28 protein-coding genes are annotated in these 23342 nt (G+C 68.2%); 13 read left to right on the top strand and 15 right to left on the bottom strand.

Going from position 1 to position 23342, the window contains the following annotated elements; genetic code table 11:
• Positions 1 to 4 precede the first annotated feature (4 nt).
• The 6 genes from B5Y19_RS08145 to B5Y19_RS08120 all read left to right on the top strand — a co-directional run bounded on the left by B5Y19_RS08145 (position 5) and on the right by B5Y19_RS08120 (position 4374).
• Complete coding sequence (locus B5Y19_RS08145; protein ID WP_055729966.1) at positions 5 to 334, top strand: DMT family transporter; 330 nt, start codon at positions 5 to 7, stop codon at positions 332 to 334.
• A gap of 107 nt (positions 335 to 441) precedes the next feature.
• The gene (locus B5Y19_RS08140) at positions 442 to 1002 is read left to right on the top strand and encodes a 2'-5' RNA ligase family protein (protein ID WP_055729965.1); all 561 of its coding nucleotides are present in this window, start codon (positions 442 to 444) and stop codon (positions 1000 to 1002) included.
• A gap of 113 nt (positions 1003 to 1115) precedes the next feature.
• Complete coding sequence (locus B5Y19_RS08135) at positions 1116 to 1823, top strand: glutathione S-transferase N-terminal domain-containing protein (RefSeq protein WP_055729964.1); 708 nt, start codon at positions 1116 to 1118, stop codon at positions 1821 to 1823.
• A 10-nt stretch (positions 1824 to 1833) separates the two neighbouring features.
• Positions 1834 to 2190, top strand: a complete 357-nt coding sequence (locus B5Y19_RS08130; protein WP_139384299.1) for an ArsC family reductase — start codon at positions 1834 to 1836, stop codon at positions 2188 to 2190.
• A 241-nt stretch (positions 2191 to 2431) separates the two neighbouring features.
• Positions 2432 to 3595 carry a tRNA guanosine(34) transglycosylase Tgt gene (tgt, locus tag B5Y19_RS08125; protein WP_079591311.1) on the top strand — a complete coding sequence of 388 codons (1164 nt, stop codon included), beginning with the start codon at positions 2432 to 2434 and terminating at the stop codon, positions 3593 to 3595.
• Entirely contained in the window at positions 3592 to 4374 is a 783-nt protein-coding gene (locus tag B5Y19_RS08120; protein ID WP_079591310.1) for a hypothetical protein, read from the top strand. The genes tgt and B5Y19_RS08120 overlap by 4 nt, the downstream gene beginning before the upstream one ends.
• Here the strand turns inward: B5Y19_RS08120 and B5Y19_RS08115 are convergent.
• The 3 genes from B5Y19_RS08115 to B5Y19_RS08105 form a co-directional block, all read right to left on the bottom strand.
• Positions 4321 to 5274, bottom strand: a complete 954-nt coding sequence (locus B5Y19_RS08115) for a DMT family transporter (RefSeq protein WP_055729961.1) — start codon at positions 5272 to 5274, stop codon at positions 4321 to 4323. The genes B5Y19_RS08120 and B5Y19_RS08115 overlap by 54 nt on opposite strands.
• A gap of 92 nt (positions 5275 to 5366) precedes the next feature.
• Complete coding sequence (gene eno / locus B5Y19_RS08110; protein WP_055729960.1) at positions 5367 to 6650, bottom strand: phosphopyruvate hydratase; 1284 nt, start codon at positions 6648 to 6650, stop codon at positions 5367 to 5369.
• 187 nt (positions 6651 to 6837) lie between these two features.
• A complete protein-coding gene (locus tag B5Y19_RS08105) occupies positions 6838 to 7098 on the bottom strand; it encodes a hypothetical protein (protein WP_055729959.1) in 261 nt (86 codons plus the stop codon).
• A gap of 211 nt (positions 7099 to 7309) precedes the next feature.
• On the opposite strand from B5Y19_RS08105, the gene queF reads away from it, so the two are divergent.
• Positions 7310 to 7765, top strand: coding sequence for a preQ(1) synthase (gene queF, locus B5Y19_RS08100; protein WP_055729958.1), 456 nt, complete (start codon positions 7310 to 7312; stop codon positions 7763 to 7765).
• On the opposite strand, the gene B5Y19_RS08095 is transcribed toward queF, so the two are convergent.
• Entirely contained in the window at positions 7766 to 8962 is a 1197-nt protein-coding gene (locus B5Y19_RS08095) for an MFS transporter (protein ID WP_055729957.1), read from the bottom strand.
• Positions 8955 to 9824, bottom strand: coding sequence for a 3-deoxy-8-phosphooctulonate synthase (kdsA, locus tag B5Y19_RS08090; protein WP_055729982.1), 870 nt, complete (start codon positions 9822 to 9824; stop codon positions 8955 to 8957). Before kdsA ends, B5Y19_RS08095 begins: the two co-directional genes overlap by 8 nt.
• 300 nt (positions 9825 to 10124) lie before the next feature.
• Here kdsA and clpS point away from each other — a divergent pair, with 300 nt between their 5' ends.
• The 5 genes from clpS (at position 10125) to B5Y19_RS08065 (ending at position 14670) form a co-directional block, all read left to right on the top strand.
• Positions 10125 to 10466, top strand: a complete 342-nt coding sequence (clpS, locus tag B5Y19_RS08085) for an ATP-dependent Clp protease adapter ClpS (protein WP_079591309.1) — start codon at positions 10125 to 10127, stop codon at positions 10464 to 10466.
• A gap of 46 nt (positions 10467 to 10512) precedes the next feature.
• Positions 10513 to 13041: an ATP-dependent Clp protease ATP-binding subunit ClpA gene (gene clpA / locus B5Y19_RS08080; RefSeq protein ID WP_055729955.1), complete on the top strand. Its 2529-nt coding sequence runs from the start codon at positions 10513 to 10515 to the stop codon at positions 13039 to 13041.
• Positions 13042 to 13045: 4 nt separating this feature from the next.
• Positions 13046 to 13339, top strand: a complete 294-nt coding sequence (locus B5Y19_RS08075) for a hypothetical protein (RefSeq protein ID WP_139384298.1) — start codon at positions 13046 to 13048, stop codon at positions 13337 to 13339.
• 249 nt (positions 13340 to 13588) lie between these two features.
• A complete protein-coding gene (locus tag B5Y19_RS08070) occupies positions 13589 to 14311 on the top strand; it encodes an AzlC family ABC transporter permease (RefSeq protein ID WP_055729953.1) in 723 nt (240 codons plus the stop codon).
• Positions 14308 to 14670, top strand: coding sequence for an AzlD domain-containing protein (locus B5Y19_RS08065; protein WP_055729952.1), 363 nt, complete (start codon positions 14308 to 14310; stop codon positions 14668 to 14670). Before B5Y19_RS08070 ends, B5Y19_RS08065 begins: the two co-directional genes overlap by 4 nt.
• Before the next feature lie 141 nt (positions 14671 to 14811).
• Here the strand turns inward: B5Y19_RS08065 and B5Y19_RS08060 are convergent, their stop codons facing one another.
• From B5Y19_RS08060 to B5Y19_RS08025, 8 genes are all read right to left on the bottom strand, one after another.
• Positions 14812 to 15702, bottom strand: coding sequence for a sigma-70 family RNA polymerase sigma factor (locus B5Y19_RS08060; protein WP_055729951.1), 891 nt, complete (start codon positions 15700 to 15702; stop codon positions 14812 to 14814).
• 21 nt (positions 15703 to 15723) lie between these two features.
• Positions 15724 to 16191 carry a carboxymuconolactone decarboxylase family protein gene (locus B5Y19_RS08055; RefSeq protein ID WP_055729950.1) on the bottom strand — a complete coding sequence of 156 codons (468 nt, stop codon included), beginning with the start codon at positions 16189 to 16191 and terminating at the stop codon, positions 15724 to 15726.
• Between the two features lie 71 nt (positions 16192 to 16262).
• Positions 16263 to 16733, bottom strand: a complete 471-nt coding sequence (locus B5Y19_RS08050; protein WP_055729949.1) for a carboxymuconolactone decarboxylase family protein — start codon at positions 16731 to 16733, stop codon at positions 16263 to 16265.
• A 61-nt stretch (positions 16734 to 16794) separates the two neighbouring features.
• A complete protein-coding gene (locus B5Y19_RS08045) occupies positions 16795 to 17223 on the bottom strand; it encodes an HIT family protein (protein WP_055729948.1) in 429 nt (142 codons plus the stop codon).
• 59 nt (positions 17224 to 17282) lie between these two features.
• Entirely contained in the window at positions 17283 to 18209 is a 927-nt protein-coding gene (locus B5Y19_RS08040; protein ID WP_244555521.1) for a 2'-5' RNA ligase family protein, read from the bottom strand.
• Positions 18202 to 19440: a GNAT family N-acetyltransferase gene (locus B5Y19_RS08035; RefSeq protein ID WP_079591308.1), complete on the bottom strand. Its 1239-nt coding sequence runs from the start codon at positions 19438 to 19440 to the stop codon at positions 18202 to 18204. The genes B5Y19_RS08040 and B5Y19_RS08035 overlap by 8 nt, the downstream gene beginning before the upstream one ends.
• The gene (locus B5Y19_RS08030; protein WP_055729946.1) at positions 19437 to 20216 is read right to left on the bottom strand and encodes a glycerophosphodiester phosphodiesterase family protein; all 780 of its coding nucleotides are present in this window, start codon (positions 20214 to 20216) and stop codon (positions 19437 to 19439) included. The genes B5Y19_RS08035 and B5Y19_RS08030 overlap by 4 nt, the downstream gene beginning before the upstream one ends.
• On the bottom strand, positions 20216 to 20689 hold the full coding sequence (locus B5Y19_RS08025; RefSeq protein WP_079591307.1) for a RidA family protein: 474 nt from the start codon (positions 20687 to 20689) through the stop codon (positions 20216 to 20218). The genes B5Y19_RS08030 and B5Y19_RS08025 overlap by 1 nt, the downstream gene beginning before the upstream one ends.
• A gap of 195 nt (positions 20690 to 20884) precedes the next feature.
• Between B5Y19_RS08025 and B5Y19_RS08020 the strand changes: the two genes are divergently transcribed.
• The gene (locus B5Y19_RS08020; protein WP_079591306.1) at positions 20885 to 21745 is read left to right on the top strand and encodes a cell envelope integrity EipB family protein; all 861 of its coding nucleotides are present in this window, start codon (positions 20885 to 20887) and stop codon (positions 21743 to 21745) included.
• Here B5Y19_RS08020 and B5Y19_RS08015 read toward each other — a convergent pair.
• Both B5Y19_RS08015 and B5Y19_RS26315 read right to left on the bottom strand, forming a co-directional pair.
• Entirely contained in the window at positions 21702 to 23048 is a 1347-nt protein-coding gene (locus B5Y19_RS08015) for a DNA polymerase IV (protein ID WP_079591305.1), read from the bottom strand. The two genes, B5Y19_RS08020 and B5Y19_RS08015, sit on opposite strands and share 44 nt — an antisense overlap.
• Positions 23045 to 23335: a DUF3572 domain-containing protein gene (locus tag B5Y19_RS26315; protein WP_055727445.1), complete on the bottom strand. Its 291-nt coding sequence runs from the start codon at positions 23333 to 23335 to the stop codon at positions 23045 to 23047. The genes B5Y19_RS08015 and B5Y19_RS26315 overlap by 4 nt, the downstream gene beginning before the upstream one ends.
• Positions 23336 to 23342 lie beyond the last annotated feature (7 nt).

The following is a 23342-nucleotide window of genomic DNA, read 5'->3' as shown; positions in this document are numbered from 1 at the left end:
TGCGATGAGCCAGGGAATGGCGTGGCTGCTGCTGGTCGTGTCGGGGCTGCTCGACGTCGCCTGGGCGGTCTCGATGAAATATGCCGAAGGCTATACGCGGCCGGGCTGGAGCCTGATCTCCCTGCTGCTGCTCGCCGCCTTCGTCTATCTGCTCGGCCGGGTGCTCGCAGTCCTGCCGGTCGGCAGCGCCTATGCGGTGTGGACCGGCATCGGCGCGGCCGGGACGGTGCTGCTCGGGGTCCTGCTCTTCGGCGAGAGCCTCAGCCCCGCCCGCATCGGCGGCGTCGTGCTGGTGGTGCTGGGCATCGTCCTGCTCAAGACCGCGCCGGCTTGACAGCGTGACCTCTCGCGCCGACGGCGCGGGAGGTCGATCTCGCTTTACAAATGTTCTTGATTTGTTCTATCGTTCCTCCTTCGACCATCCTTTCGAAGGAGGCGACCATGGAACGGAGTGTCTGGCTTCCCAAACGGGCGAATTACTTCTTCGCGCTTCTGCCCGATCCTGTTGCCGCGGCTTCCGCCGACCATATGGCCCGTTCATTGTGCTGTTGGCTGGGACTGTCCGGCAGCCCGCGCGGCATCGGCAAATATCACGTCACGCTCTGGGGTTGGCCTGCGTTCTGGGAACCCGATTCCCAGGAGATCGCCTTGATGCAGCGCGCGGGGCAACGCGTCAGTCAGGCTGCCTTCAGGCTGACCTTCAACGAGGTCGCGACCTTCGCCCAAGGGGCTGAGAAGCCCGCGCTCGTCGTCGCCGGTGGCGATGGCGTGGTCGGAGCCTGTCGCCTTCATGACGCTCTGGATGGGGACATGCGGGCAGTTGGCTATCGCGCGAGGGAGCCCCTGCGGCGCCCGCACCTGACGCTGCTCTACGATCGTTTCCGGACGAAGGCATTTCGCGTGCGCGAGCTGAGCTGGCGCGTGAACGATTTCGTCCTGATCCGCAGCGTTCCGCGCGAACGCTACGAAATCCTGGGTCGCTGGGCCCTGTCCGGCCCGTGATCATGCGCCGTCGCAAGCCGGGCTTGCGGGAATAGGGCGGGCGGGCCGTTGCTTTGGGCGCGCCCGGCTCTATCGTTCCGGCCGAAGCTCGCCCGATTCCGCCGGAGCACCCCATGGCCAACCTTTCCGCCTTTCCGATCACCAAGCGCTGGCCCGCCAGCCACCCCGACCGCATCCAGCTCTATTCGCTGCCGACGCCGAACGGCGTGAAGGTCTCGATCGCGCTGGAGGAGCTGGAACTGCCCTACGAGCCGCATGCGATCGACATCGGCAAGAACGAGACCTGGGGGCCGGAATTCCTCTCGCTCAACCCGAACGGCAAGATCCCGGCGATCATCGATCCGAACGGGCCGGGCGGAAAGCCGCTGGGCCTGTGGGAATCGGGCGCGATCCTGCTCTATCTCGCCGAGAAGACCGGCAAGCTGCTGCCGAAGGATCCCGCCGCGCGCTACGAGACGATCCAGTGGGTCTTCTTCCAGATGGCGGCGATCGGCCCGATGTTCGGCCAGCTCGGCTTCTTCCACAAATTCGCCGGCAGCCAATACGAGGACAAGCGCCCGCGCGACCGCTACGCCAATGAGAGCAAGCGCCTGCTCGGCGTGCTGGAAGACCGGTTGGTGAGCCGGACTTGGATCATGGGCGACGAATTCACCATCGCCGACATCGCGATCCTCGGCTGGGTGCGCAACCTCGTCGGCTTCTACGGCGCCGGCGAGCTCGTCGATTATGCGAGCCTGACGCATGTGCCGATCTGGCTGGAGCGCTGCCTGTCGCGCCCGGCCGTGCAGCGTGGCCTCGACATCCCGAAGCGCCCGGCCTGAGGACTGCGTCTTGGCGATCACGATCTACGGCATCAAGAACTGCGACACGATGAAGAAGGCGCGCGTCTGGCTCGAGGGCCACGGCGTTTCGCACGCCTTCCACGACTACAAGGCGAGCGGAATCGACAAGGCCTCGCTCGAGCGCTGGGTGAAGGAGCATGGCTGGGAGACGGTGCTGAACCGCGCCGGCACCACCTTCCGCGCCCTGCCGGACGCCGAGAAGCAGGGGCTCGACGCGGCCAAGGCCGTCGCGCTGATGCTGGCCCAGCCCTCGATGATCAAGCGCCCGGTGCTCGACCTCGGCAAGGGCAAGACGATCGTCGGTTTCAAGCCGGAGATCTACGAGGCGGCGGTCGCGGGGAAGTAGGGGGGCGGTCCGGACGGATAAGGGCGCGGGTCATCCCGGGCGCAGCGAAGCGGAGACCCGTGGGGCCATGCCTGGGCCCTTGCCGGAAAAGCTCCGGCATGGATCGCGGATCGGCGCGGCTTCGCCGCTTGTCCGGGATGACCAGTGCTTTTGGCCTGGCCGGGGTGTTCGAAGCGTCGCATGGCGCATCCCTTGCGCGCGCCTCTTCCCTAATGGCGCGCGCTGCTCTACCTCGCAGGCCATGACCGTACAGCCCCAGCTGTCGCAGCCCGAAACCGCCGCGACCACCGATTTCACCTTCCATGTCGCCGCCCGCGACGGCGCCGCGCGCACCGGCGCGATCAGCATGCCGCGCGGCGTCATCCGCACGCCCGCCTTCATGCCGGTCGGCACGGCCGCCACCGTGAAGGGCATGTATCCCGAGCAGGTCAGGGCGCTCGGCGCCGATGTCGTGCTCGGCAACACCTATCACCTGATGCTGCGGCCCGGCGCCGAGCGCGTCGCCCGGCTCGGCGGGCTGCACAAATTCATGAACTGGCCCCATCCGATCCTGACGGATTCGGGCGGTTTCCAAGTGATGTCGCTGTCGCAATTGCGGAAGCTGACCGAGGAGGGGGTCACCTTCCGCTCGCATATCGACGGCTCGAAGCATGTGCTCAGCCCCGAACGTTCGGTCGAGATACAGAACCTGCTCGGCTCCGACATCGTCATGCAGCTCGACGAATGCGTCGCGCTGCCCTGCGAGGACAAGGTCGCCGAGAAGGCGATGCGGCTGTCGCTGCGCTGGGCCGAGCGCTGCAAGACGGCTTTCGGCAATCATCCCGGCCGGGCGCTGTTCGGCATCGTCCAGGGCGGGGCGGTGCCGCATCTGCGCGTCGAGAGCGCGCGCGAACTCGCCGCGATGGACCTTAAGGGCTATGCCGTCGGCGGTCTCGCGGTCGGCGAGCCGCAGGAGATCATGCTGGCGATGATCGAGACGGTCGAGCCGCATCTGCCGCAGGAAAAGCCCCGCTACCTGATGGGCGTCGGCACGCCCGACGACATCATCCAGTCGGTCGCGCGCGGCATCGACATGTTCGACTGCGTGATGCCGACGCGCGCCGGCCGCCACGGCCAGATCTTCACGCGCTTCGGCCGGATGAACCTGAAGAACGCGAAATTCGCCGAGGATACGCGCCCGGTCGACGAGCAGTCCTCCTGCCCGGCGGCGAATGGCTGGTCGCGCGCCTATCTGCACCATCTCGTCAAGGCTGAGGAGATGCTCGGCAAGATGCTGCTGACCTGGGTGAACCTCGCCTATTACCAGGACCTGATGGCCGGCCTGCGCGCCGCCATCGCGCAGGGCCGCCTGGCCGATTTCATCGCCGAGACCAGGGAAGGCTGGGAGAGGGGCGAGCCGGCTTGATCGCAGGGCTTGCGCTGCTGCCGCTGAAGATGACGATTGCCGCTTCGGTGGTGGTCGGCTGCTCGTTGCTGGCCGAGCGCGCCGGGCCGCTCGTCGCAGCGATGATCGCGACGCTGCCGATCTCGCTCGGACCCGTGCTCGTCTTCCTGGCGCTCGACCACGACGCGGCCTTCCTGGCGGCGAGCGCTCTCGGCACGATGAACGCCAATGTCACCCATGCCGGCTTCATCCTGACCTATGTGCTCCTGGCGCAGCGCCATGCGACGCTGTCGGCCCTGATGGGCGGGCAGGCCGTGTGGATCGCCGTCCTGCTGGCGGTGCGCTCGCAGGATTTCTCGATCTGGCCGCTCGCCTGCCTGAACGTTCTCGCCTTCCTCGCCGTGCATGCGCTGGTTCGGCCCTATCTTGCGGCGCGGGCGCGCGGGCCCGTCAAGCTGTCGCGCTTTGCCATTCCGCTGCGCGCCGGATGCGTCGCGCTGCTGGTCGGCATCGTGACGGTCGCGAGCGAGCGCGTCGGCCCGACCTGGTCCGGCGTCCTGGCGGGCTTGCCCATCGTCCTGTCGAGCCTGATCGTCATCCTCCAGCCGCGCATCGGCGGGCCGGCGGCAGCGGTCATCGGCAGTGGCGCGCTCGGCCTGCTCGGCACGGGGCTCGGCCTCGTGGTCGTGCATCTGGCGGCGGTGCCACTCGGCTCATGGATTGCGCTGGCGCTCGGGCTCGTCGTCTCAGTCGGCTGGAACCTGCTCGTGATGCGGCTGTCGAGACGGCCGGCGCCATGAGGCGACGAACAGCCCGCCGATGATCAGCACGATCCCGGCGAGCTGGAGCGAGGAGGGGATCTCGCCGAGCACGGGGATCGCCAGCAGCGTTCCGGTGACCGGGATCAGTGGCGGGAAGCGGCCGACGACGGACGGCCCCAGCACATGCGCCGCCCAGCCCCAGACCCACAGGCCGACGATGACGTTGAGCACGCCCTGATTGAAGCCGTGCAGCGCCAGGACCCACCAGGGCGCGATGTCGAAGCCACGGAAATAGAACAGGAAATAGATCGGCAGATAGACGAGCGACAAAACCGAGACGATCGCCGTGGCGACGAGGCCGTCGACCCGCCAGAGCTGGATCAGCAGGGGGTAGAAGCCCCAGAGCAGCCCGACGCCGAGGAAACACAGATCGCCGCGCAGCGTGGCGGCGCTGGCCCCGGCGCTGCCGGCGATGCCGAGGCAGAGCAGGCCGCCGAGCACGCCGGCGACGCCGATCATGAGGCGGCCGGTCAGGGCGGCGCCGAACAGCACGACCGAGCCGATGATGCCGATCATCGTCACCGTGCCCGGCCCGATGGTGGCGCCATGCGCGGCGGGCGCCATCGTCAGGCCCGTCAGCATCAGATAGGTCATCGGGAAGCCGCTGGTCACGGCCAGCCAGAAGCCGCGATTCCAGCCCACCCCGCCGCAGGAACGCAGCCCCGGCCGCAGGAAGATCGGCAGGAGCAGCACGCCGGCGATGGCGAAACGCAGCGCCATCAGGTCGTGCTGTGTCAGCCCGTTCAGGACCGCGTGGCGGCTGATGACGAAATTGGAGCCGTAGATCAGCACGGCCAGCAGCATGCCCAGGGCCGCGAGGCGCCGCCGCCGGCGGGTTCGGGCATCCGTCTCGGGCAGGGCAGGGGCGCGTTGGTCCATCGCCCCTGTCTAGCGTCGGGCGCCCGGCCTCGTTACGGGCTGGTGCGCATGGCGCCCGCGCGTTGCAGTGCAGCACGCGGGCTGTTTCAGCCTCAGGCCAGCGCCTTCAGCGCAGAGCGGCCGGCATAGATCGCCTGGGCACCGAGCTCTTCCTCGATGCGCAGGAGCTGGTTGTACTTCGCCGTCCGGTCGGAGCGGGCGAGCGAGCCGGTCTTGATCTGCCCGCAATTGGTGGCGACGGCGAGGTCGGCGATGGTCGCATCCTCGGTCTCGCCCGAGCGGTGCGACATCACGGCGGTGTAGCCGGCGCGCTGCGCCATCTCGACGGCGGCGAGGGTCTCGGTCAGCGAGCCGATCTGGTTGACCTTGACCAGGATCGAGTTCGCCGTCTTCGCCTTGATGCCCTGCGACAGGCGGGTAACGTTGGTGACGAAGAGATCGTCGCCGACGAGCTGGCACTTCGAGCCGACGAGGTCGGTCAGCGCCTTCCAGCCCTCCCAATCGTCCTCGGCCATGCCGTCCTCGATCGAGACGATCGGGTAGCTGCCGACGAGCTTGGCGAGGTACTTCGCCTGCGCCTTGGGATCGCGCGTCTTGCGCTCGCCCGCATAGACATAGGAACCGTCCTTGAAGAACTCGGTCGCGGCGCAGTCGAGCGCCAGCGCGACATCCTCGCCCGGGCGGTAGCCGGCGGTCTCGATCGCCTGCATCACGAAGTCGAGCGCGGCCTCGGCCGACTTGATGTTGGGGGCGAAGCCGCCCTCGTCGCCGACATTGGTGTTGTGGCCGGCGTCATGCAGCTTCTTCTTCAGCGTGTGGAAGATCTCCGCGCCCATGCGCAGGCCTTCGGCGAAGGAGGCCGCGCCGACCGGCATGACCATGAATTCCTGGAAGTCGATCGGGTTGTCGGCATGGGCGCCGCCATTGACGATGTTCATCATCGGCACCGGCAGGACGCGGGCCGAGGTGCCGCCGACATAGCGGTAGAGCGGCAGGCCGGAAGCTTCCGCCGCGGCCTTGGCGACGGCGAGCGAGACGCCGAGGATGGCGTTGGCGCCGAGCTTCGACTTGTTGGGCGTGCCGTCGAGCTCGATCATGGTCTGGTCGATCGCGGTCTGGTCCTCGGCGTCCATGGCGACGATCGCCTCGGCGATCGCGACATTGACGGCCTCGACCGCCTTCAGCACGCCCTTGCCGAGATAGCGCGACTTGTCGCCGTCGCGCAGCTCGACGGCCTCATGCGCGCCGGTCGAGGCGCCGGAGGGAACGGCGGCGCGGCCCATCGAGCCGTCTTCCAGCACAACGTCGACCTCGACTGTCGGGTTGCCACGGGAATCGAGAATCTGGCGTCCGATGATGTCGATGATCGCGGTCATGGCTCACTCCGAAGGAGGCAGGGATGGGGCGCTTCTAGAACATCGGACGGGAAAGGGGAATCGCCTTGTCGGAAGGCGTGGCGCTCCGCCCGTGGAGGGGCTTCGGCGGCCGATCTCGCCGGCCGCGTCGCATGTCGAGCCTTCGATGACGGGTCTGGTGGCGGTGTTTTGGCGGCCTTCGCCGGCCTCAGGCCTGGCGGTCCGGCTCGGGCAGCCAGCCGTCCTGCTGCTGTGCCGTGTCGAGATAGCCGCCGAGCAGGAAACCGCCCTGCAGCGCGGAAAGGTAGCCGAACCAGACGGCGATGCTGAGGAGCCCGAGCTCGCCGCGGGCGAACCAGAGCGGGAAGGCGGCGAGCGTCACGCCGAGGCTGGCGAGAAGCAGCACCGGGTAGCGGTATGAGAGGCCGATCAGGATACCCGTCAGGAGCAGGATGCCGGCGATGATCATGGATTGCCCCGAGCCGCGGTGGCTTCCCGGCTCATCGCCGCCCGTGCAGCGAAGGAGCCGGCCGAAAGCCGATCGTTTCCCGGATAACGCGCCAGTCTTAATTTAGTTTTCACGAAAGCCGCGCGGGGCCACCGGGCGAACCCTCCGCCCCCGCGCTTCCCATCGCGGCGGGGGCGCTCTAGAAGCCGGGCAACATCAGGAGAACACGCTTATGGCCATCGATGCCTCGACCCTTCAGCTCGGGCAGAGCAGCGCCCTGCCGGCCTCGCCAGAGGAAGCCCGCCTCGACCGGGTGCCCAACCCGCATGCCGGCACGCGCTATCTGGCCCGCTTCACCTGCCCCGAATTCACCTCGATCTGCCCGGTCACCGGCCAGCCCGATTTCGGCATCCTCGTCATCGATTACCTGCCCGGGCAGTGGCTGGTGGAATCGAAGTCGCTGAAGCTTTATCTCGGCGCCTTCCGCAACCACGGCGCCTTCCATGAGGATTGCACCGTCTCGATCGGCATGACGCTGGTTGATCTGCTCGAGCCGGAATGGTTCCGCATCGGCGGCTACTGGTATCCGCGCGGCGGCATCCCGATCGATGTGTTCTGGCAGACCGGCGAACCGCCGAAGGGGCTGTGGCTGCCCGACCAGGGCGTGGCGCCCTATCGCGGGCGCTGATCAGCTGCGCGAGCCGAGCGGCGGCAGCAGCCGCGGCGTGACGAGGCCGAGCACGCCGATCCCGACGCCGAGCACGATGAGTGCGAGCTGCGTGCCGGCGAACTGGAGCAGCGTGCCGGTCATGAGCGGCCCGGTCGCGTGGCCCATGAAGAAGAAGCAGGCGAACAGGGCCATGGCCGATCCGCGCGCCGTCGGCGCCAGCTCCGTCGCCTGTGCCTGAAAGGTGCCGTGCAGCAGGAAGAAGCCGAAGCCGGTCATCAGGAAGATGCCGATCGCCGTCCACCACGGTCCCGGCAGCGCGAAGGCGAAATAGCCCAGCGCCATGGCGAGCCCGCCGAGCCGCATCATCTGGCGCGGCCCGATCCGTTCGACCAGCACCCGGGTCAGCGTTCCGTAGAGCAGCCCGCCGAGCCCCATCGCGCCGATCGCGAGGCCGGCCTCTGACGCTCCGACGCCGGAGCGTTCGTGCAGGATCGCCGCGACGAAGGGCGGGACACCGAAGACGAGCGCGCCTTCCAGCATGACGAGCAGATAGAGCAGCTTGCTGCGCGGATTGGCGAAGACGGCCCGGTAGCTGGCGATCGCGCCGGCGAGGCTGAGCCGGGCCCTGGCGGCATCCGGTCTGGGCTTCAGGGCGAGGCGGACGAGCAGCGCGGCCCCGCCCGCCAGCACGCTGGCGGCGCCGAGGACGGCGCGCCAGCCGATATGGTCGGCGAGGAGGCCGGAGAACGTCGCGCCCGCCATCTGGCCGACGATCATGATCACGAGGAAGCGGCCGAGCATGATCTGTCGCTCGGCCATCGGTGCGCGGTCGCCGATCGCCGCCATCGCGGCGGGGATGACGCCTCCGGCCATCACGCCGCCGGCGGCGCGCAGGGCGAGCAGGACCCAGAAGCTGGTGGCGAAGGCGGCCAGTGCCGAGAGCAGGCAGAGCGCAGCCAGGCAGGTCGCGATGCTGCGCAGCTTCCCGACGGAATCGGCGATCGGGCCGAGGAAGGGCTGGCCCAGCGCGTAGCAGCCGGAGAAGGCCGTTACCAGGAAGGCGATCTGATGGACGCTCTGGCCGAACTCATGCGCCAGCGTCGGGACCAGCGGATCGACCAGTCGCATCGTGAAGGTCGAGGCGAAGCCGCAGAGGCCGAGAACCGGGATCAGCAGGCGCAGGTCGTCGCCGGCGGCCTGCGCGGGCTCAGACATAGGCGATCGTCGGTGCCGGGCGGTGCTTGGCGAGTCGGTCGAAGCGTTGCAGTTCGGCGACGAGTTCCTGGAACTCGGAGAGCGGGACCATGTTCGGCCCGTCCGAAGGCGCGCGGTCGGGGTCGGGATGCGTCTCGATGAAGAGGCCGGCGACGCCCACCGCCACGGCGGCGCGCGACAGCACCGGCACGAATTCGCGCTGGCCGCCGGTCGAGGAGCCTTTGCCACCGGGCTGCTGCACCGAATGGGTGGCGTCGAAGATCACCGGAGCGCCGATCTCACCCATGATGGGCAGCGAGCGCATGTCGGTGACCAGCGTGTTGTAGCCGAAGGAGGCGCCGCGCTCGGTCAGCATGACGTTGGGGTTGCCGCTCTCCGTCACCTTGGCCGCGACGTTGACCATGTCCCAGGGCGCGAGGAACTGGCCCTTCTTGACGTTGACGACCCGGCCGGTCCGGGCCGCGGCGACGAGCAGGTCGGTCTGGCGGCAGAGGAAGGCCGGGATCTGCAGCACGTCGACCACCTCGGCGACGGGCGCGCACTGTGCGGCGTCGTGCACGTCGGTCAGCACGGGCAGGCCGGTGCGCTGGCGAATCTCGGCGAAGACCGGCAGGGCCGCCTGCAGCCCCATGCCGCGGGCGCCCTTGACGCTGGTGCGGTTGGCCTTGTCGAAAGACGTCTTGAAGACGAGGCCGATATCGAGCGCGGTCGCGATCTCCTTCAGCGCGATCGCGCATTCGAGCGCATGGTCGCGGCTTTCCATCTGGCAGGGGCCGGCGATGAGCGCGAGCGGCAGCGCATTGCCGAAGCGCACGGGCCGGGCGAGATCCTCGCCGATGGTGACGACGGCGTTGGGAGTCATGGCGGTTTCCTTGTCCAGCGGCCCGGGCGGCATATGTCCGGGGCAGGGCGGGCCGGTCAAGCCGTTGTGCGTCGTGGCTGGGCTGCGAAGAGTTGAGGGTGGCGCAGGGGAACGGGCTGGCGGAGCGGGAGCGAGGACTGTAAATTCGTAGGCGAAGCACTATCTCGGGTGGGAACGCAGGATCGATTGGGCCAGGTTTTGTCGGGTATGGCGCGGACGGGGACGATGCAGGCGGGCGAGGACACGGCAATGCGTGCTGGATTCGTGTCGCGTCCACGCGGTAGCGCGAAGCCTCTCGCCATGGCCGACAAGCCCAGACGGGCCGGGCCTCCCGGCGGTGGCGGGCGCGAGGGGGCCGGCACCGCGGTGCTGACCCGCACGCGGACGCGCAAGCCGAACCTCTATCGTGTCCTGCTGCTGAACGACGACTACACCCCCATGGAGTTCGTCGTTCATGTCCTGGAGCGGTTCTTCAACAAGGATCGCGCCGAAGCCACGCGGATCATGATGCATGTGCATCAGAACGGCGTCGGAGAATGCGGCGTCTTCACCTACGAGGTCGCCGAGACAAAGGTCACCCTCGTCATGGACCTCGCCCGGAAGCATATGCACCCGCTGCAATGCGTGATGGAGAAGAAGTAGCCTTGGGTCGGACCGAAAACTCCCGCAACAGATAGGAGCGCTCCCCTTGCCGAGCTTCTCGCGCAGCCTCGAACAGGCGCTTCACCGGGCTCTGGCTCTCGCCAATGAGCGCCGCCACGAATACGCCACCCTCGAGCATCTCCTGCTCGCCCTGGTCGACGACCAGGATGCGGCCGCGGTCATGCGCGCCTGCAGCGTCGATCTCGACCTGCTTCGCCGCAACCTCGTCGACTACATCGATTCGGAACTGACCAATCTCGTCACCGACGGTCGCGACGATTCCAAGCCGACGGCCGGCTTCCAGCGCGTGATCCAGCGCGCCGTCATCCATGTCCAGTCCTCCGGCCGCGAGGAGGTGACCGGTGCCAATGTGCTCGTCGCGATGTTCGCCGAGCGCGAGAGCCACGCCGCCTACTTCCTGCAGGAGCAGGACATGACCCGCTACGACGCGGTCAACTACATCAGCCACGGCATCGCCAAGCGCCCCGGCGCAGGCGAGAGCCGGCCGGTGCGCGGTGCCGAGGAGGAGGGCGAGCCCCAGCGCGAGCAGCGCTCCGACCCGGGCAATGCCGAGGACAAGGACAAGAAGAAAAAGGAAAGCGCGCTAGAGGCTTACTGCGTCAACCTGAATCGAAAGGCGAGGGATGGGCGCATCGATCCGCTGATCGGCCGCGAGCCCGAGGTCCAGCGCACGATCCAGATCCTCTGCCGCCGCCAGAAGAACAATCCGCTGCTGGTCGGCGACCCCGGCGTCGGCAAGACCGCCATCGCCGAGGGGCTGGCCTTGAAGATCACCCGCGGCGAGGTGCCCGAGGTGCTGAAGGACGCCACCGTCTTCTCGCTCGACATGGGCACGCTGCTCGCCGGCACCCGCTATCGCGGCGACTTCGAGGAGCGCCTCAAGCAGGTGATGAAGGAGATCGAGCAGCACCCCAAGGCGATCATGTTCATCGACGAGATCCACACGGTGATCGGCGCCGGTGCGACCTCCGGCGGCGCGATGGACGCCTCGAACCTGCTCAAGCCGGCGCTCGCCTCGGGCACGCTGCGCTGCATCGGCTCGACGACCTACAAGGAATACCGCCAGTATTTCGAGAAGGACCGGGCGCTGGTCCGCCGCTTCCAGAAGATCGACGTCAACGAGCCGTCGATCCCGGACACGATCGAGATCCTCAAGGGGCTGAAGCCCTATTTCGAGGAGTTCCACAAGCTCCGCTACACCAGCGACGCCATCAAGGCGGCGGTGGAACTCTCCGCCCGCTACATCCATGACCGCAAGCTGCCGGACAAGGCGATCGACGTGATCGACGAGACCGGCGCCTCGCAGATGCTGTTGCCGGAGGCCAAGCGCAAGAAGACGATCGGCGTCAAGGAGGTCGAGGCCGCGGTCTCGACCATGGCCCGCATCCCGGCCAAGACCGTCTCCAAGGACGACGCCGAGGTGCTGCGCAACCTCGAGACCACGCTGAAGCGTTCGGTCTACGGCCAGGAGAAGGCGATCGAGGCCCTGTCCTCCGCGATCAAGCTCGCCCGCGCCGGCCTGCGCGACGGCGAGAAGCCGATCGGCTGCTATCTCTTCGCCGGCCCGACCGGCGTCGGCAAGACCGAGGTGGCGCGCCAGCTCGCCTCCTCGCTCGGCGTCGAGCTGATCCGCTTCGACATGTCGGAATATATGGAGCGCCATACCGTCTCGCGGCTGATCGGCGCGCCTCCCGGCTATGTCGGCTTCGACCAGGGCGGCCTGCTGACCGACCAGATCGACCAGCATCCGCACAGCGTGCTGCTGCTCGACGAGATCGAGAAGGCCCATCCCGACCTGTTCAACATCCTCCTGCAGGTGATGGACCACGGCAAGCTGACCGACAACAACGGCAAGCAGGTCGATTTCCGGAACGTCATCCTGATCATGACGACCAATGCCGGCGCCGCCGACATGGCGCGGGCGGCCTATGGCTTCACCCGGACGAAGCGCGAGGGCGACGATACCGACGCGATCAACAAGCTGTTCGCGCCGGAATTCCGCAACCGGCTCGACTCGGTCATCTCCTTCGGGCACCTGCCCAAGACGGTGGTGGCGCGCGTGGTCGACAAGTTCGTGCTCCAGCTCGAGGCCCAGCTCGCCGACCGCAATGTCACCATCGAGCTCTCGGAAGAGGCGCGCGAATGGCTGGTCGAGAACGGTTATGACGAGACGATGGGCGCCCGTCCGATGGCGCGGCTGATCCAGCAGACGATCAAGACGCCGCTGGCCGACGAGGTCTTGTTCGGGCGCCTCAAGAACGGCGGCGCGGTCAAGGTCGTGGTCGTCCAGTCCGAAACCGGCATCAAGGTGCTCGGACTTGAATTCCCCGACGGGCCGGCTAAGCCGAAGCCGGAAAAGGATGTCGCTGCGGCGACGGCCAAGCGGGCGCCGAAGCCGCGTGCCAAGGCGGCCGCGGGCGGCAAGCCGGCGAAGGCCGCGCCGCGCAAGGGGCCCAAGGGAGGCACCGGACCGGATGATGGCCCGGACGAGCCCCCCAAGGCCTCCGGCCGCGCGGTCCGCACCGTTCCCAAGGTCCCGCTGACGAAGGCCTAGAAGCGTGTTGTTCAAACGGAAATCCGCAACCCTCGCCGCCGAGCCCGGCGAGGCGCTGCCCCAGGCCCAGGATCAGGCGCCCGCGCGCCCGCCCAAGGAGAAGCTGGGCTGGTTCGAGAAGCGTGACCGCCGCAGGCGCCGCCGCAAGGTCTTCGAGGAGGTGCTCGGCTGGATCCTGGTGCCCGCGATCATCTATCTGATCTATCTCTGCATCCAGGCCGTCGGCGGCATCCCCAAGGAGATCATCGACTTCGCCAACGAGATCATCACGATGGCGATGAAGGGCGGCAAGGGCTAAGCGGCAAGGTCGCGTTCGAGCGCCCCACGCGGTTTACGGAATCGCGGCGGCGCCTTTCCTGGCGGAGGGAGGCGCTTCCCCTGTCCGGGGCCCTTCTGTTCGTGGGCTCCGGCACGCCGCTCCTTGCATCAATCGCAGAGCGGGCCGGCTTGACGGCATCTATGCAAGCGTCGAGGGCATGACCGATAGAGGAGAAGGCTCCGATCCGGGGCCGTGACTCCTTCGAGCCCGTCCCGCAGCGATGACCCTATGAGCGTATCCGCAGACTGGAGCTGGCAGCGTGTCGCGCTGGCCGGCATGCGCGATGCGCTGCTGCTGCCCGCCTGGATCGTCGGTTTCGGGCTCATCGGCATCGGCTCGCTCGCCCGCGATGTCGGCTATCCGGTCGATGTCGCGGTGCTCTCGACGATCCTCGTCTGGGCCGGCCCCTCGCAGGTGCTGTTCTTCGCCTCGATCGCGGCCGGGGCCGCCTGGAGCGCGATCGCCATTGCGGTTGCCTTCGCCTCGCTGCGCTTCCTGCCGATGACCATGGCGATCCTGCCGCTGCTGCGCCGGCCGGGCCAGAGTGTCTGGCAACAGCTTTTCCTTGCACATTACGTCGCGGTTACCGCCTGGAGCGAGGGGCTTCGCCGGCTGCCCGGCATCGCCCCACATCAGCGGGTCGCCTATTTCCTCGGCTTCGCCAACACCTGCATGGCCGTCAGCTCGGTCGGCACCTTCACGGGCTACTATCTTCTCGGTGCGCTGCCGATTCCCTTCGCCGCCGGGTTGCTGTGCCTGACGCCGATCTTCTTCCTGATCTCGCTGATAGGGGGGCTGCGCCATCGCGGTGACGTGACCGCGCTGGCTCTCGGGCTCGTGCTGGCGCCGATCTGTGAGCGCTTCATCGGCGGCGGTTTCGATCTCATCGTCGCCGGGCTCGCGGCGGGCACCATCGCCTTTGCCGTCGGGCGGAAGCGGAAGCCGGCATGACCCAGCCGATCGCCCTGCTCGACGGGCCTCTCTGGCCCTATCTGGCCCTGATGCTCTTCGCGGTCCTGCCGACGGAGATCTGGCGCTGGCTCGCGGTCGGCTTCGCGCGCGGGCTGTCCAACGATTCGCCGCTGCTCGAATGGGTCAGGGCGGTCGCCACGGCGCTGCTGGCTGGCATCGTCGCCAAGCTGATGGTCTCGCCGCCGGGCGCGCTTGCCGCTGCGCCTGCCCTGGTGCGGGTCGCGGCGCTTGCCGCCGCGAGCGTCGTCATGCTGCTGGACCGGCGCCGGATGATGCTCGCCGTGCTGGTCGGTGAAGCGATCCTGATCGGCGGCGTCTGGCTGTTCGCGGCAGGCTAGAGGGGCTTTCGGGCGGTTCGCGCGGGGAGCCCAGCGACGAAGCAATCCAGGGGGACCGGACGAGGTGCTCGGCCAATCCCCCTGGATTGCTTCGCTTCGCTCGCAATGGCGGTGTCCGCGATCCGATCCGATGAGGTCTGCCTAGGCATCTGCCAGCTGCCGCCGGACATGGCCGAGCTTGTCGGGGTTGCGGACGATGTAGATCGCGGCGATGCGCCCATCGCGGATGTCGAAGGCCGTCGCCTGCGCGGTCTCGCCGCGCTCGAGGCTGACATAGCCGGGCAGGCCGTTGATCATCACGAAGGCGTAGCGTGTCGTCGCGCGCCCCTCCTGCTCGACATGGCGGGCGACGCCAGCGAAGAAGCGGCCGATCTTCTCGCTGCCGAGGATCGGGTTCAGCACCGAGTTCACCTTGCCGCCACCATCGGCGCGCAGCACGGCGTCATGGGCGAGCATGCTCTTCAGGACCGTGGGGTCGGTGCTGTGGGCGGCTTCGAAGAACGCCTGGGCGTAGCGCCGCGCCTCGTCGTGCGAGAGCGGGTGGCGTGGGCCGTCTTCCCGCGCATGGCGGCGCGCTCGCGAGACGAGCTGCCGGCAGGCGGCCTCGCTGCGCCCGAGCGTCTCGGCGATTTCGGCAAAGGGCAGGTCGAAGACGTCATGCAGCAGGAAGGCGGCCCGTTCCAGCGGCGACAGCCGTTCCAGCGCGAGCTGGAGCGCGTAGGGAACATCGATCGCTTCGTCGCCGCTGGGGGCGCCGCCGATCTCCTCGATCAGCGGTTCCGGAAGCCAGGCGCCGACATAGCTCTCCCGTCGCCGCCGCGCCGATTTCATCACGTCGAGGCACAGCCGCGTCACCACGCGCCCGAGCCAGGCGCGCGGGCTGGAGACAGCCTCCGGAGCGGAATCATGCCAGCGCAGCCAGGCGTCCTGCACCACATCCTCGGCGTCGCTGAGCGAGCCGAGCATGCGGTAGGCGAGGCGGATCAAATAGGACCGGTGCGTTTCGAAGCCGGCGGCCGTGGCGTCCGTCATGAAATCCCGTGCGTGCGGAAGCTAGGCGGCCTCGATCCTTGGAGCCCTGTCGTTCGGGTGATGCGAGCGGAAGCCGACCGCGATCCGGTTCCAGACATTGATCGTGCCGATCAGCAGCGAGAGCTTGACCATCTCCTCCCCGCTGAAATGGCGCAAGGCCTCTTCGTAATCGGCGTCGGGCGCATGGGTCTGCGGCAGCAGCGTCAGCGCCTCCGTCCAGGCCAATGCGGCGCGCTCGCGCGGGGTGTAGAGCTCGGATTCGCGCCAGGCGCTCAGCAGATAGAGCCGGGCCTCGCTCTCGCCGGCCTTGCGGGCGTCGGCCGAGTGCATGTGCAGGCAATAGGCGCAGCCATTGATCTGGGAGGCGCGCATCTTCACCAGCTCGATCAGGCTGTATTCGAGGCCGGAATCCTTGACCGCCGCTTCGAGCGCGATCATCGGCTTCATCATGTCGGGGGCGGTCGTATAGGGGTTGAGACGTTTGCTCATGGTGTTATCTCGCTGCGGAACGGTAGACCGGGCCGAGCGGGCAAGGCCGCTCGGCCCGAACAGGCATCGGCTCAGGCCGCGGCCTCGGTCTTGCGCGGCCGGTCGGCCGGGTGGCGCGAGCGGAAGCCGGCATTCAGCCTGTTCCAGGCATTGATGGCGGCGATGGACATCGAGAGGTCGACGCACTCCTTCTCGCTGAAATGAGCACGCAGCTCCGCGAAGGCCTCGTCGCTCGGGGCTCCCTCCGAGAGGCGGGTGAGCGCCTCGGTCCAGCCGAGCGCGGCGCGCTCCCGCGGGGTGTAGAGGTCGGATTCGCGCCAGGCGTCGAGCAGATAGAGCCGCGCCTCGCTCTCGCCGGCCTTGCGGGCATCCATCGAGTGCATGTGCAGGCAATAGGCGCAGGCGTTGATCTGCGAGGCTCGCATCTTCACCAGCTCGAGCAGGCTGTGCTCCAGCCCGCTCTCGTTGACATAGGCCTGCGTCTTCAGCAGCGCTTCGATCGCTGCGGGCGCCACCTGAAAAACATTGAGGCGTTGGCTCATGGTCTTCTCCATCGGTTGATGACGACAAGACGAGGCAGCCACGCCCCTTGTGACATGCCTCTCAGATTTTTTTCAGGGCCTCGCGAATCTTCTCGGCATTGCTGGCGAGCACCTCGTTCTTCTCCATCGCGCCGGTATGCGGGCGCAGCGCCACGCCGTCGAAGCGCGGCATGACATGGACATGGAGATGGAACACGACCTGGCCGCCGGCGGCTTCGTTGAACTGCTGGATGGTGAGCCCGTCGGCGGCGAAGGCGGCCTTGACGGCGCGCGAGAGCTTTTGCGTCGTCAGCGCGACTGCCTTCAGCGCCTCGGGCGAAGCGTCGAAAACGTTGCGGCAGGGGGCTTTCGGGATCACCAGCACATGTCCGTCGGCACGCGGCATGATGTCCATGATCGCAAGCGTCTCCGCGTCCTCGTAGACGGTATGGGAGGGCAGCTCGCCGCGCAGGATCTTGGCGAAGACGTTGGACGGGTCATAGGCGGTCATGGCGGTTCCGGATGGCTTGGAATGCGAAGCGCGCAACCTGTGGCCGGTCCGCGAAGGCGTCAAGGCCGTGGAAGCCGGGCGCCCCCGCGCGCGGTGCCCAGCGGCAATGTCGCCTCGACGCTGCCGTCGAGCACGAGGTCGTCACCTGCGGCCATCAGCTGCAGCTCCGTCGCGGTGAAGCGCAGCAGCGGTTCGTTCCACCAGCGCGCGACGATCTCGGCCAAGGCTGACGTCTCGGCGGCGTCGAGATCGTCGGTCAAGTTGTAGAGGCCGACGAGCCAGAGATCGCCGGGCGGGCGGCCGAAGGCCGCCTGCACCGCCTGCAGCATGTTGGTTCCGCCGTGTATCTCCGGATAGGCGGCGAGGTAGAGCCGCCCCCGGTTGACGTTGCCCGAGAACAGCCCGCGCAGCTCGACCGCGAAGGGCTCGATCTCGCCCAGCGCGTCGTGCGTCGCCTGCGCGATCGCCGGCGGCTCGTCGATGCCGAGCGAGCCGCAGATCGTCGCGTGCAGGCGGTCCCGGCGCCGCGGCAGGATCTCCCAGGCGATCTTGCGGGCGAAGGGCGAACTCCTGAGCTCGCCTTCCAGGGCCAGGAAGGCGGGGGACGCCCTGAGCGCCGCGTCCGCGACCGGCAGCACCAGCGAGAAGACGCGCGGATGCCGGCCCATCTCGTAGAACTTGCCGTCGCGCCGTGCGATCACGCGCGGGTGCTCGGGGGCGACCAGGGGCAGATGCGCCAGGCGGTAGCTGTCGTCGAGTTCGAGCGGCTGCGAGAAATCGGTCAGGCTGCGGCGATAGCCGAGCGCGCGGTCCTCGCAGAAGATCGGTGATTTCCCTGACCCCTCATCCTGAGGAGCCGCTCCGTCAGGAGCGGCGTCTCGAAGGATGTTCGTCGAGGCTCCGGAACCATCTGGACCATCCTTCGAGACGGCCCTGCGGGCCCCCTCAGGATGAGGGCTCGCGCCTTTGATGGCCTCGTCAGTCATCGGCGGTGTCCGTCTTGCGGAAGGGGCTTTCGGCAGCGAGCGCTTCGCGGGCCGCCGCGATCTGCGCGCGCTCCTGCGCGAGATAGGCGTCGACCGGACGGCGCAGGCCTGGATCGGCGATATGGTGCAGCGAGCGGGTGATGACCGGGCGATAGCCGCGCGCAAGCTTGTGCTCGCCCTGCGCGCCCGCCTCGACGCGGGCGAGGCCATGCGCGATCGCGTAGTCGATGGCCTGGTGGTAGCAGACCTCGAAATGCAGGAAGGGATGGTCCTCGATGCAGCCCCAGTTGCGGCCATAGAGGGTATTGGCGCCGCGGAAGTTGATGGCGCCGGCGATGTAGCGCCCGGCGCGTCTGGCCATCATCAGCACGATGCGCTCGCCCATCGCCGCGCCGACCTGCGAGAAGAAGGCGCGGTTGAGATAAGGCCGGCCCCATTTGCGCGAGCCGGTATCCTCATAGAACGCGAAGAAATCGTCCCAGACCGCCTCGGTCAGGTCGCGGCCCGAGAGCGCCTCGATGGTGATCCCGGCCGAGAGCGCCTCGCGCCGCTCGCGTTTCAGTGCCTTGCGCTTGCGCGAGGCGAGCGTGGCGAGGAAGTCGTCATAGCTGCCGAAGCCTTCGTTCCGCCAATGGAACTGCAGGTCGTTGCGCTCCAGATAGCCGGCCTGCTTCAACGCCGCGATGTCCGGTTCCTGCGCGAAGGTGACGTGGACGGAGGAGGATTGCGTCTGCGCGCGCAGCGCTTCCAGCGAGGCGATCAGCGCCGTTCGGGCCTCTTCCGCGCGCGGGCCGTCCGCGACCAGCAGGCGTGGGCCGGTGGCCGGGGTGAAGGGCGCGGCGACCTGGAGCTTTGGGTAGTAGCGCCCGCCGGCGCGCTCATAGGCATCCGCCCAGCCATGGTCGAAGACATATTCGCCCTGGCTGTGGCTCTTCAGGAAGCTCGGCGCGGCGGCGAGCAGCCGGCCTGCGCCATCCTCGACGAGGAGATAGGCCGGCGACCAGCCGCTGCGTCCGCCGATGCAGCGGCTTTCCTCCAGCGCCATCAGGAATTCATGGCCGACGAAGGGGTTGTCGCGGTCGATGGCGTCTTCGCTGTCCGCGATGCCGGGCGCCGAGACGGCATCCAGCAGGGCGTGGGGATTGGCGCAGGCGTTCCATGCGCCTGCGGAGACGGCCTTGAGGGAGGTCGCGACGCGAACGGTGAGATCGCCTCCCTCGGTTTCGCTCAAGGATGGAAGCCCTCGAACACCATCTGGTCGGCGAGCCTGGCCGCCCGCTGCCTTTCCTCCGGCGTACGCACGGTCCAGCTCATCAGCGGCAGGCCGAGCGCGTTGCGGCAGAGATAGGGCGCCGCGCTTTCGAGATCCGCCACCTTCCAGGACAGGAAATGCGGCTGGCTTTCGGTGAAGTGCAGCAGATTGGCGAGGGCATGCTTCCGCTCCGGCGAGAGGCGGTCGTAGTCGCCATAGTCATAGGCGTTCATCGCGACGATGCCGCGCGGAATCTCCGGCGCGAGCTCACGCAGGGCGGTCACGATCGCGGGATCGAAGGATTTGATCACGATCGGATGGCTCTTGTAGCCCGCGAGGACCTCGACCGTCCGGCGCGTCAGCGCGAGATCGCCGTCGAAGCGGCTCTTGATCTCGATGACGAGGGGAACGCGCCCGCCGATCAGGTCGAGGAAGGCCGGAAGCGTCAGGATCGGGTCGCTCGAACCGGTGAGCGTCAGCCGGCCGAGATCGGCGGCTGTCCGCGCGACGACGGGCCCGGTCTCGGCCGTCAGCCGGTCGAGCACGAAATCGTGGAAGACCACGGCCTGGCCGTCGGCGGTGAGCTGTACGTCGCATTCGATGCCGAAGCCGCCGGCGATGGCGGCCTTCGCTGCCGAGCCGCTGTTCTCGATCACGCCGGCGGCGAGATCGTGCAGGCCGCGATGGGCGATCGGCTTGGCGACCAGCCAGCCGAGTTCCGGCCGGGTGGTGTCCTTTGTGAGGCCGGCGCTCATCAGGCGATCTCGAACATGGCTTCGACCTCGACCGCCGCGTCGGCCGGCAGCTCGGCCACGCCCACGGTGGAGCGGGCATGACGGCCCTTGTCGCCGAGCACCTCGACCATCAGGTCGGAGGCGCCGTTTATGATCGCCGGCAGCGCCGCGAAATGCGGGGCGGCGTTGATGAAGCCGCCGAGGCGCACGCAGCGGACGATGCGGCCGAGATCACCGTCCAGCGCCGCCTTGGCCTGGGCCAGCACGTTGATGGCGCAGAGCCGCGCCGCCTCGAGCCCGGCCTCGTTGAAGATCTCGGCGCCGAGCTTGCCCTTGTGATGGTCGGAGAGCTTGCCGTCGAGGCCGAAGCAGATCTGCCCGGAGATGACCAGCAGGTTGCCGGTGATGACATAGGGCACGTAGTTGGCGATCGGCGCCGCCGGGGTCGGCAGCGTGATTCCGAGTTCGGCGAGGCGGGTTTCGACGGCGTTCATGGGCAGGGCTCCGCGCGCGAGGCAGGGTCTTTCGAGACCGCTCCTTCATGGCCGAAGCCCGGACGGCCCGCAAGCATCGCGCCATGCCGTCGCGGCAGGGCCGGTGCGGCGTCTGGAAGCGGGCGCATCGCCTTGTTTGCGCCATTGCCGCAATGCACCTAGATTTCCACCGAGGATGGAACGGAAAAGCGGCGCATGAACGACATAAGCTTGAGGCTCGCGGCCCCTGCGAGCCGGGTCGGTATCGCAACCCTGATGCTGGCGGCGGTTCCGGCCTGGGCGCAGCCCGCCGCGACGCAGCCGGCGCCCGAGCGGGTGGTGCTGGCGCCGCATCGCGCGGTCTACGACCTCGTCCTCGACAACGCCAAGCCCTCGGGCAACATCGAGACGGCCAAGGGCCGCATCGCCTTCGAGTTCACCGGCGATGCCTGCGAGGGCTATGCGCTCTCCTTCCGTCAGGTCACGCAGCTCGGCACCGAGGCCGGCCCGCGCCTGATCGATGCCCGCACGACCAGCTTCGAGGCCGGCGACGGGGCGAGCTACCGCTTCAAGACGGAAAGCTCCGCCGGCGGCGCCAAGCCGGACATGGTCGACGGCACGGCCCAGAAGAGCGGCAGTGGCTATGAGGTGAAGCTGAGCCAGCCCAAGGCCGAGACCCATCGCGACGGCAGCGACGCGCTTTTCCCGAACGCGCAGATGAAGGCGGTGATCCAGGCCGCGCGCGCCGGCAAGCACACGCTGAGCGTGCGGCTCTATGACGGCGCCAATTCCGGCAAGGAGGTCTACGACACGCTCTCGGTCATCGGGAAGCGCATCGAGGCCAAGCCGTCGGAGCAGCCGCTGCAGCGTCCCGAATTCGAGAAGATGGCCCGTTGGCCGGTGACGATCTCCTATTTCAAGGTCGGCTCGGGCGAAACCACGCCCTCCTACACCATTGCCTTCGAGCTCTACGAGAACGGCGTCACCGGCGCGGTCAAGCTCGACTATGGCAGCTTCGCGCTGCGCGGCACGCTCACGCGTCTGGATCTTCTTCCTCAGGAGCCTTGCGCGAAATAGCGCTCCCGGCCGGCCGCTGCGGCAGCCGCAAGCTGAGGCCCTTGCCGATGGCGGCATCGCCGTAGCGGGCGCGCAGCTTGTCGAGCGCGCCCTCCATCGCCTTAAGGCGCGGCGTCGCGGTGTCGGCGAGATCGCCGTGGTCGGCGTCGCCGGGCGGGCTGAAATCGCTCGTGCCGATGCCGATCAGCCGGTACTGCGCGCCGTTGCATTCGCGCTTCAGCAGGTCCCGGCCGGCGGTGAACAGCCTGGCCGCAAGCTGCGTCGGCTCGGGCAGGCGGGCGGCGCGGGTGATGATATGGAAGTCGGCGGTCTTCAGCTTCAGCGTGATCGTCCGCCCTGCCAGCTCCTGCGCCTTCAGCCGTTTCGAGGTCTTCTCGCAGAGCCGCCAGAGGATCGGCTCCAGCTCCTCGAAGCGCGCGAGGTCGACATCGAGCGTCGTCTCGCTGGAGACGCTCTTGGTTTCGCGTTCTGGCGTGACCTGCCGCGGGTCGATGCCGTTGGCGAGGTTCTTGAGGCGCGGGCCGTCCTTGCCGGCGAGGCGGAACAGCTTGTCGACCGGGGCCTCGCGCAAATCACCGATCAGCCTGAAGCCGCCCTCCGCCAGCTTCGCAACGCTCGCCGGCCCCATGCCGGGGATCAGGCCCAGGGGCTTGTCGGCCAGGAAGCCGACCGCCTCGGCCCGGCCGATGATGGAGAAGCCGCGCGGCTTGTCGAGGTCGGAGGCGACCTTGGCCAGGAACTTGGCATAGGACAGGCCGATCGAGACGGTGATGCCGAGCTCGGCCTCGACATGCCGGGCGAAGCGCGCCAGCGTCGCGGCGGGGCTGGCATGGTGCAGGCGCTCGGTGCCCGAGAGGTCGAGGAAGGCCTCGTCGATCGAGAGCGGCTCGACCAGCGGCGTTAGCTCCCGCATCATCCGCCGCACCTCGCGCCCGACTGCGACGTATTTCGCCATGTCCGGCTTGATGACCACCGCCTCGGGGCAAGCCTTCAGCGCCTTGAACATCGGCATGGCCGAGCGCACGCCATAGGTGCGGGCGATGTAGCAGCAGGTCGAGACGACGCCGCGCTTGCCGCCGCCGACGATCACCGGCTTGTCCTGCAGGCTCGGATCGTCGCGCTTCTCGATCGTCGCGTAGAAGGCGTCGCAATCGATATGGGCGAGGCTCAGCGTGTCGCGTTCGGTGTGGCGGATCAGCCGCGGCGAGCCGCAGGCCGGGCAGCGCCGCAGCGGGACGGCCGCATCATGGTCCGCCAGACAGTCGCGGCACAGGCTGCGCAGCGGGAACGGCCCCGCGCTCAAGCGAAGTCGTCCGGCTCCGGCCCGGCGAGCAGGCGGCGCGCCTCGCCGACGATTTCGGGATTTAGCCTTAAATTTCCGGCAAATTCGAGCAGGAGCGAATCGCTCGCCGCGATATGATCGAGCACGGCGGCGAGGAAGCCCGGCTCGCTGGCGGCGGCGCGCAGATTCTCCGGGCCGAGGCCGGTCGTGCTCAGAAAGAGCTCGATCCGCTCCGGTTCGGCGGCCAGGAAGCCGAGGGCGCGCAACGCCAGCGTTTCGGCGTCCTCTTGGTTCAGTCTCGGTGCCATGGCCTGG

Source organism: Allobosea thiooxidans, assembly GCF_900168195.1.
In the GTDB taxonomy this organism is placed as follows: domain Bacteria; phylum Pseudomonadota; class Alphaproteobacteria; order Rhizobiales; family Beijerinckiaceae; genus Allobosea; species Allobosea thiooxidans.
Note: the sequence above shows the minus strand (reverse complement) of the source record. Positions and strands in the feature narration are given on the sequence as shown.

Bases quoted from the DNA above. Each gene is read 5' to 3' on its own strand.
- B5Y19_RS08145 (WP_055729966.1), top strand. From the start codon at position 5: ATGAGCCAGGGAATGGCGTGGCTGCTGCTGGTCGTGTCGGGGCTGCTC.
- B5Y19_RS08140 (WP_055729965.1), top strand. From the start codon at position 442: ATGGAACGGAGTGTCTGGCTTCCCAAACGGGCGAATTACTTCTTCGCG.
- B5Y19_RS08135 (WP_055729964.1), top strand. From the start codon at position 1,116: ATGGCCAACCTTTCCGCCTTTCCGATCACCAAGCGCTGGCCCGCCAGC.
- tgt (WP_079591311.1), top strand. From the start codon at position 2,432: ATGACCGTACAGCCCCAGCTGTCGCAGCCCGAAACCGCCGCGACCACC.
- B5Y19_RS08115 (WP_055729961.1), bottom strand. From the start codon at position 5,274: ATGGACCAACGCGCCCCTGCCCTGCCCGAGACGGATGCCCGAACCCGC.
- eno (WP_055729960.1), bottom strand. From the start codon at position 6,650: ATGACCGCGATCATCGACATCATCGGACGCCAGATTCTCGATTCCCGT.
- B5Y19_RS08105 (WP_055729959.1), bottom strand. From the start codon at position 7,098: ATGATCATCGCCGGCATCCTGCTCCTGACGGGTATCCTGATCGGCCTC.
- queF (WP_055729958.1), top strand. From the start codon at position 7,310: ATGGCCATCGATGCCTCGACCCTTCAGCTCGGGCAGAGCAGCGCCCTG.
- B5Y19_RS08095 (WP_055729957.1), bottom strand. From the start codon at position 8,962: ATGTCTGAGCCCGCGCAGGCCGCCGGCGACGACCTGCGCCTGCTGATC.
- kdsA (WP_055729982.1), bottom strand. From the start codon at position 9,824: ATGACTCCCAACGCCGTCGTCACCATCGGCGAGGATCTCGCCCGGCCC.
- clpS (WP_079591309.1), top strand. From the start codon at position 10,125: ATGGCCGACAAGCCCAGACGGGCCGGGCCTCCCGGCGGTGGCGGGCGC.
- B5Y19_RS08070 (WP_055729953.1), top strand. From the start codon at position 13,589: ATGAGCGTATCCGCAGACTGGAGCTGGCAGCGTGTCGCGCTGGCCGGC.
- B5Y19_RS08065 (WP_055729952.1), top strand. From the start codon at position 14,308: ATGACCCAGCCGATCGCCCTGCTCGACGGGCCTCTCTGGCCCTATCTG.
- B5Y19_RS08060 (WP_055729951.1), bottom strand. From the start codon at position 15,702: ATGACGGACGCCACGGCCGCCGGCTTCGAAACGCACCGGTCCTATTTG.
- B5Y19_RS08055 (WP_055729950.1), bottom strand. From the start codon at position 16,191: ATGAGCAAACGTCTCAACCCCTATACGACCGCCCCCGACATGATGAAG.
- B5Y19_RS08050 (WP_055729949.1), bottom strand. From the start codon at position 16,733: ATGAGCCAACGCCTCAATGTTTTTCAGGTGGCGCCCGCAGCGATCGAA.
- B5Y19_RS08045 (WP_055729948.1), bottom strand. From the start codon at position 17,223: ATGACCGCCTATGACCCGTCCAACGTCTTCGCCAAGATCCTGCGCGGC.
- B5Y19_RS08040 (WP_244555521.1), bottom strand. From the start codon at position 18,209: ATGACTGACGAGGCCATCAAAGGCGCGAGCCCTCATCCTGAGGGGGCC.
- B5Y19_RS08030 (WP_055729946.1), bottom strand. From the start codon at position 20,216: ATGAGCGCCGGCCTCACAAAGGACACCACCCGGCCGGAACTCGGCTGG.
- B5Y19_RS08025 (WP_079591307.1), bottom strand. From the start codon at position 20,689: ATGAACGCCGTCGAAACCCGCCTCGCCGAACTCGGAATCACGCTGCCG.
- B5Y19_RS08020 (WP_079591306.1), top strand. From the start codon at position 20,885: ATGAACGACATAAGCTTGAGGCTCGCGGCCCCTGCGAGCCGGGTCGGT.
- B5Y19_RS26315 (WP_055727445.1), bottom strand. From the start codon at position 23,335: ATGGCACCGAGACTGAACCAAGAGGACGCCGAAACGCTGGCGTTGCGC.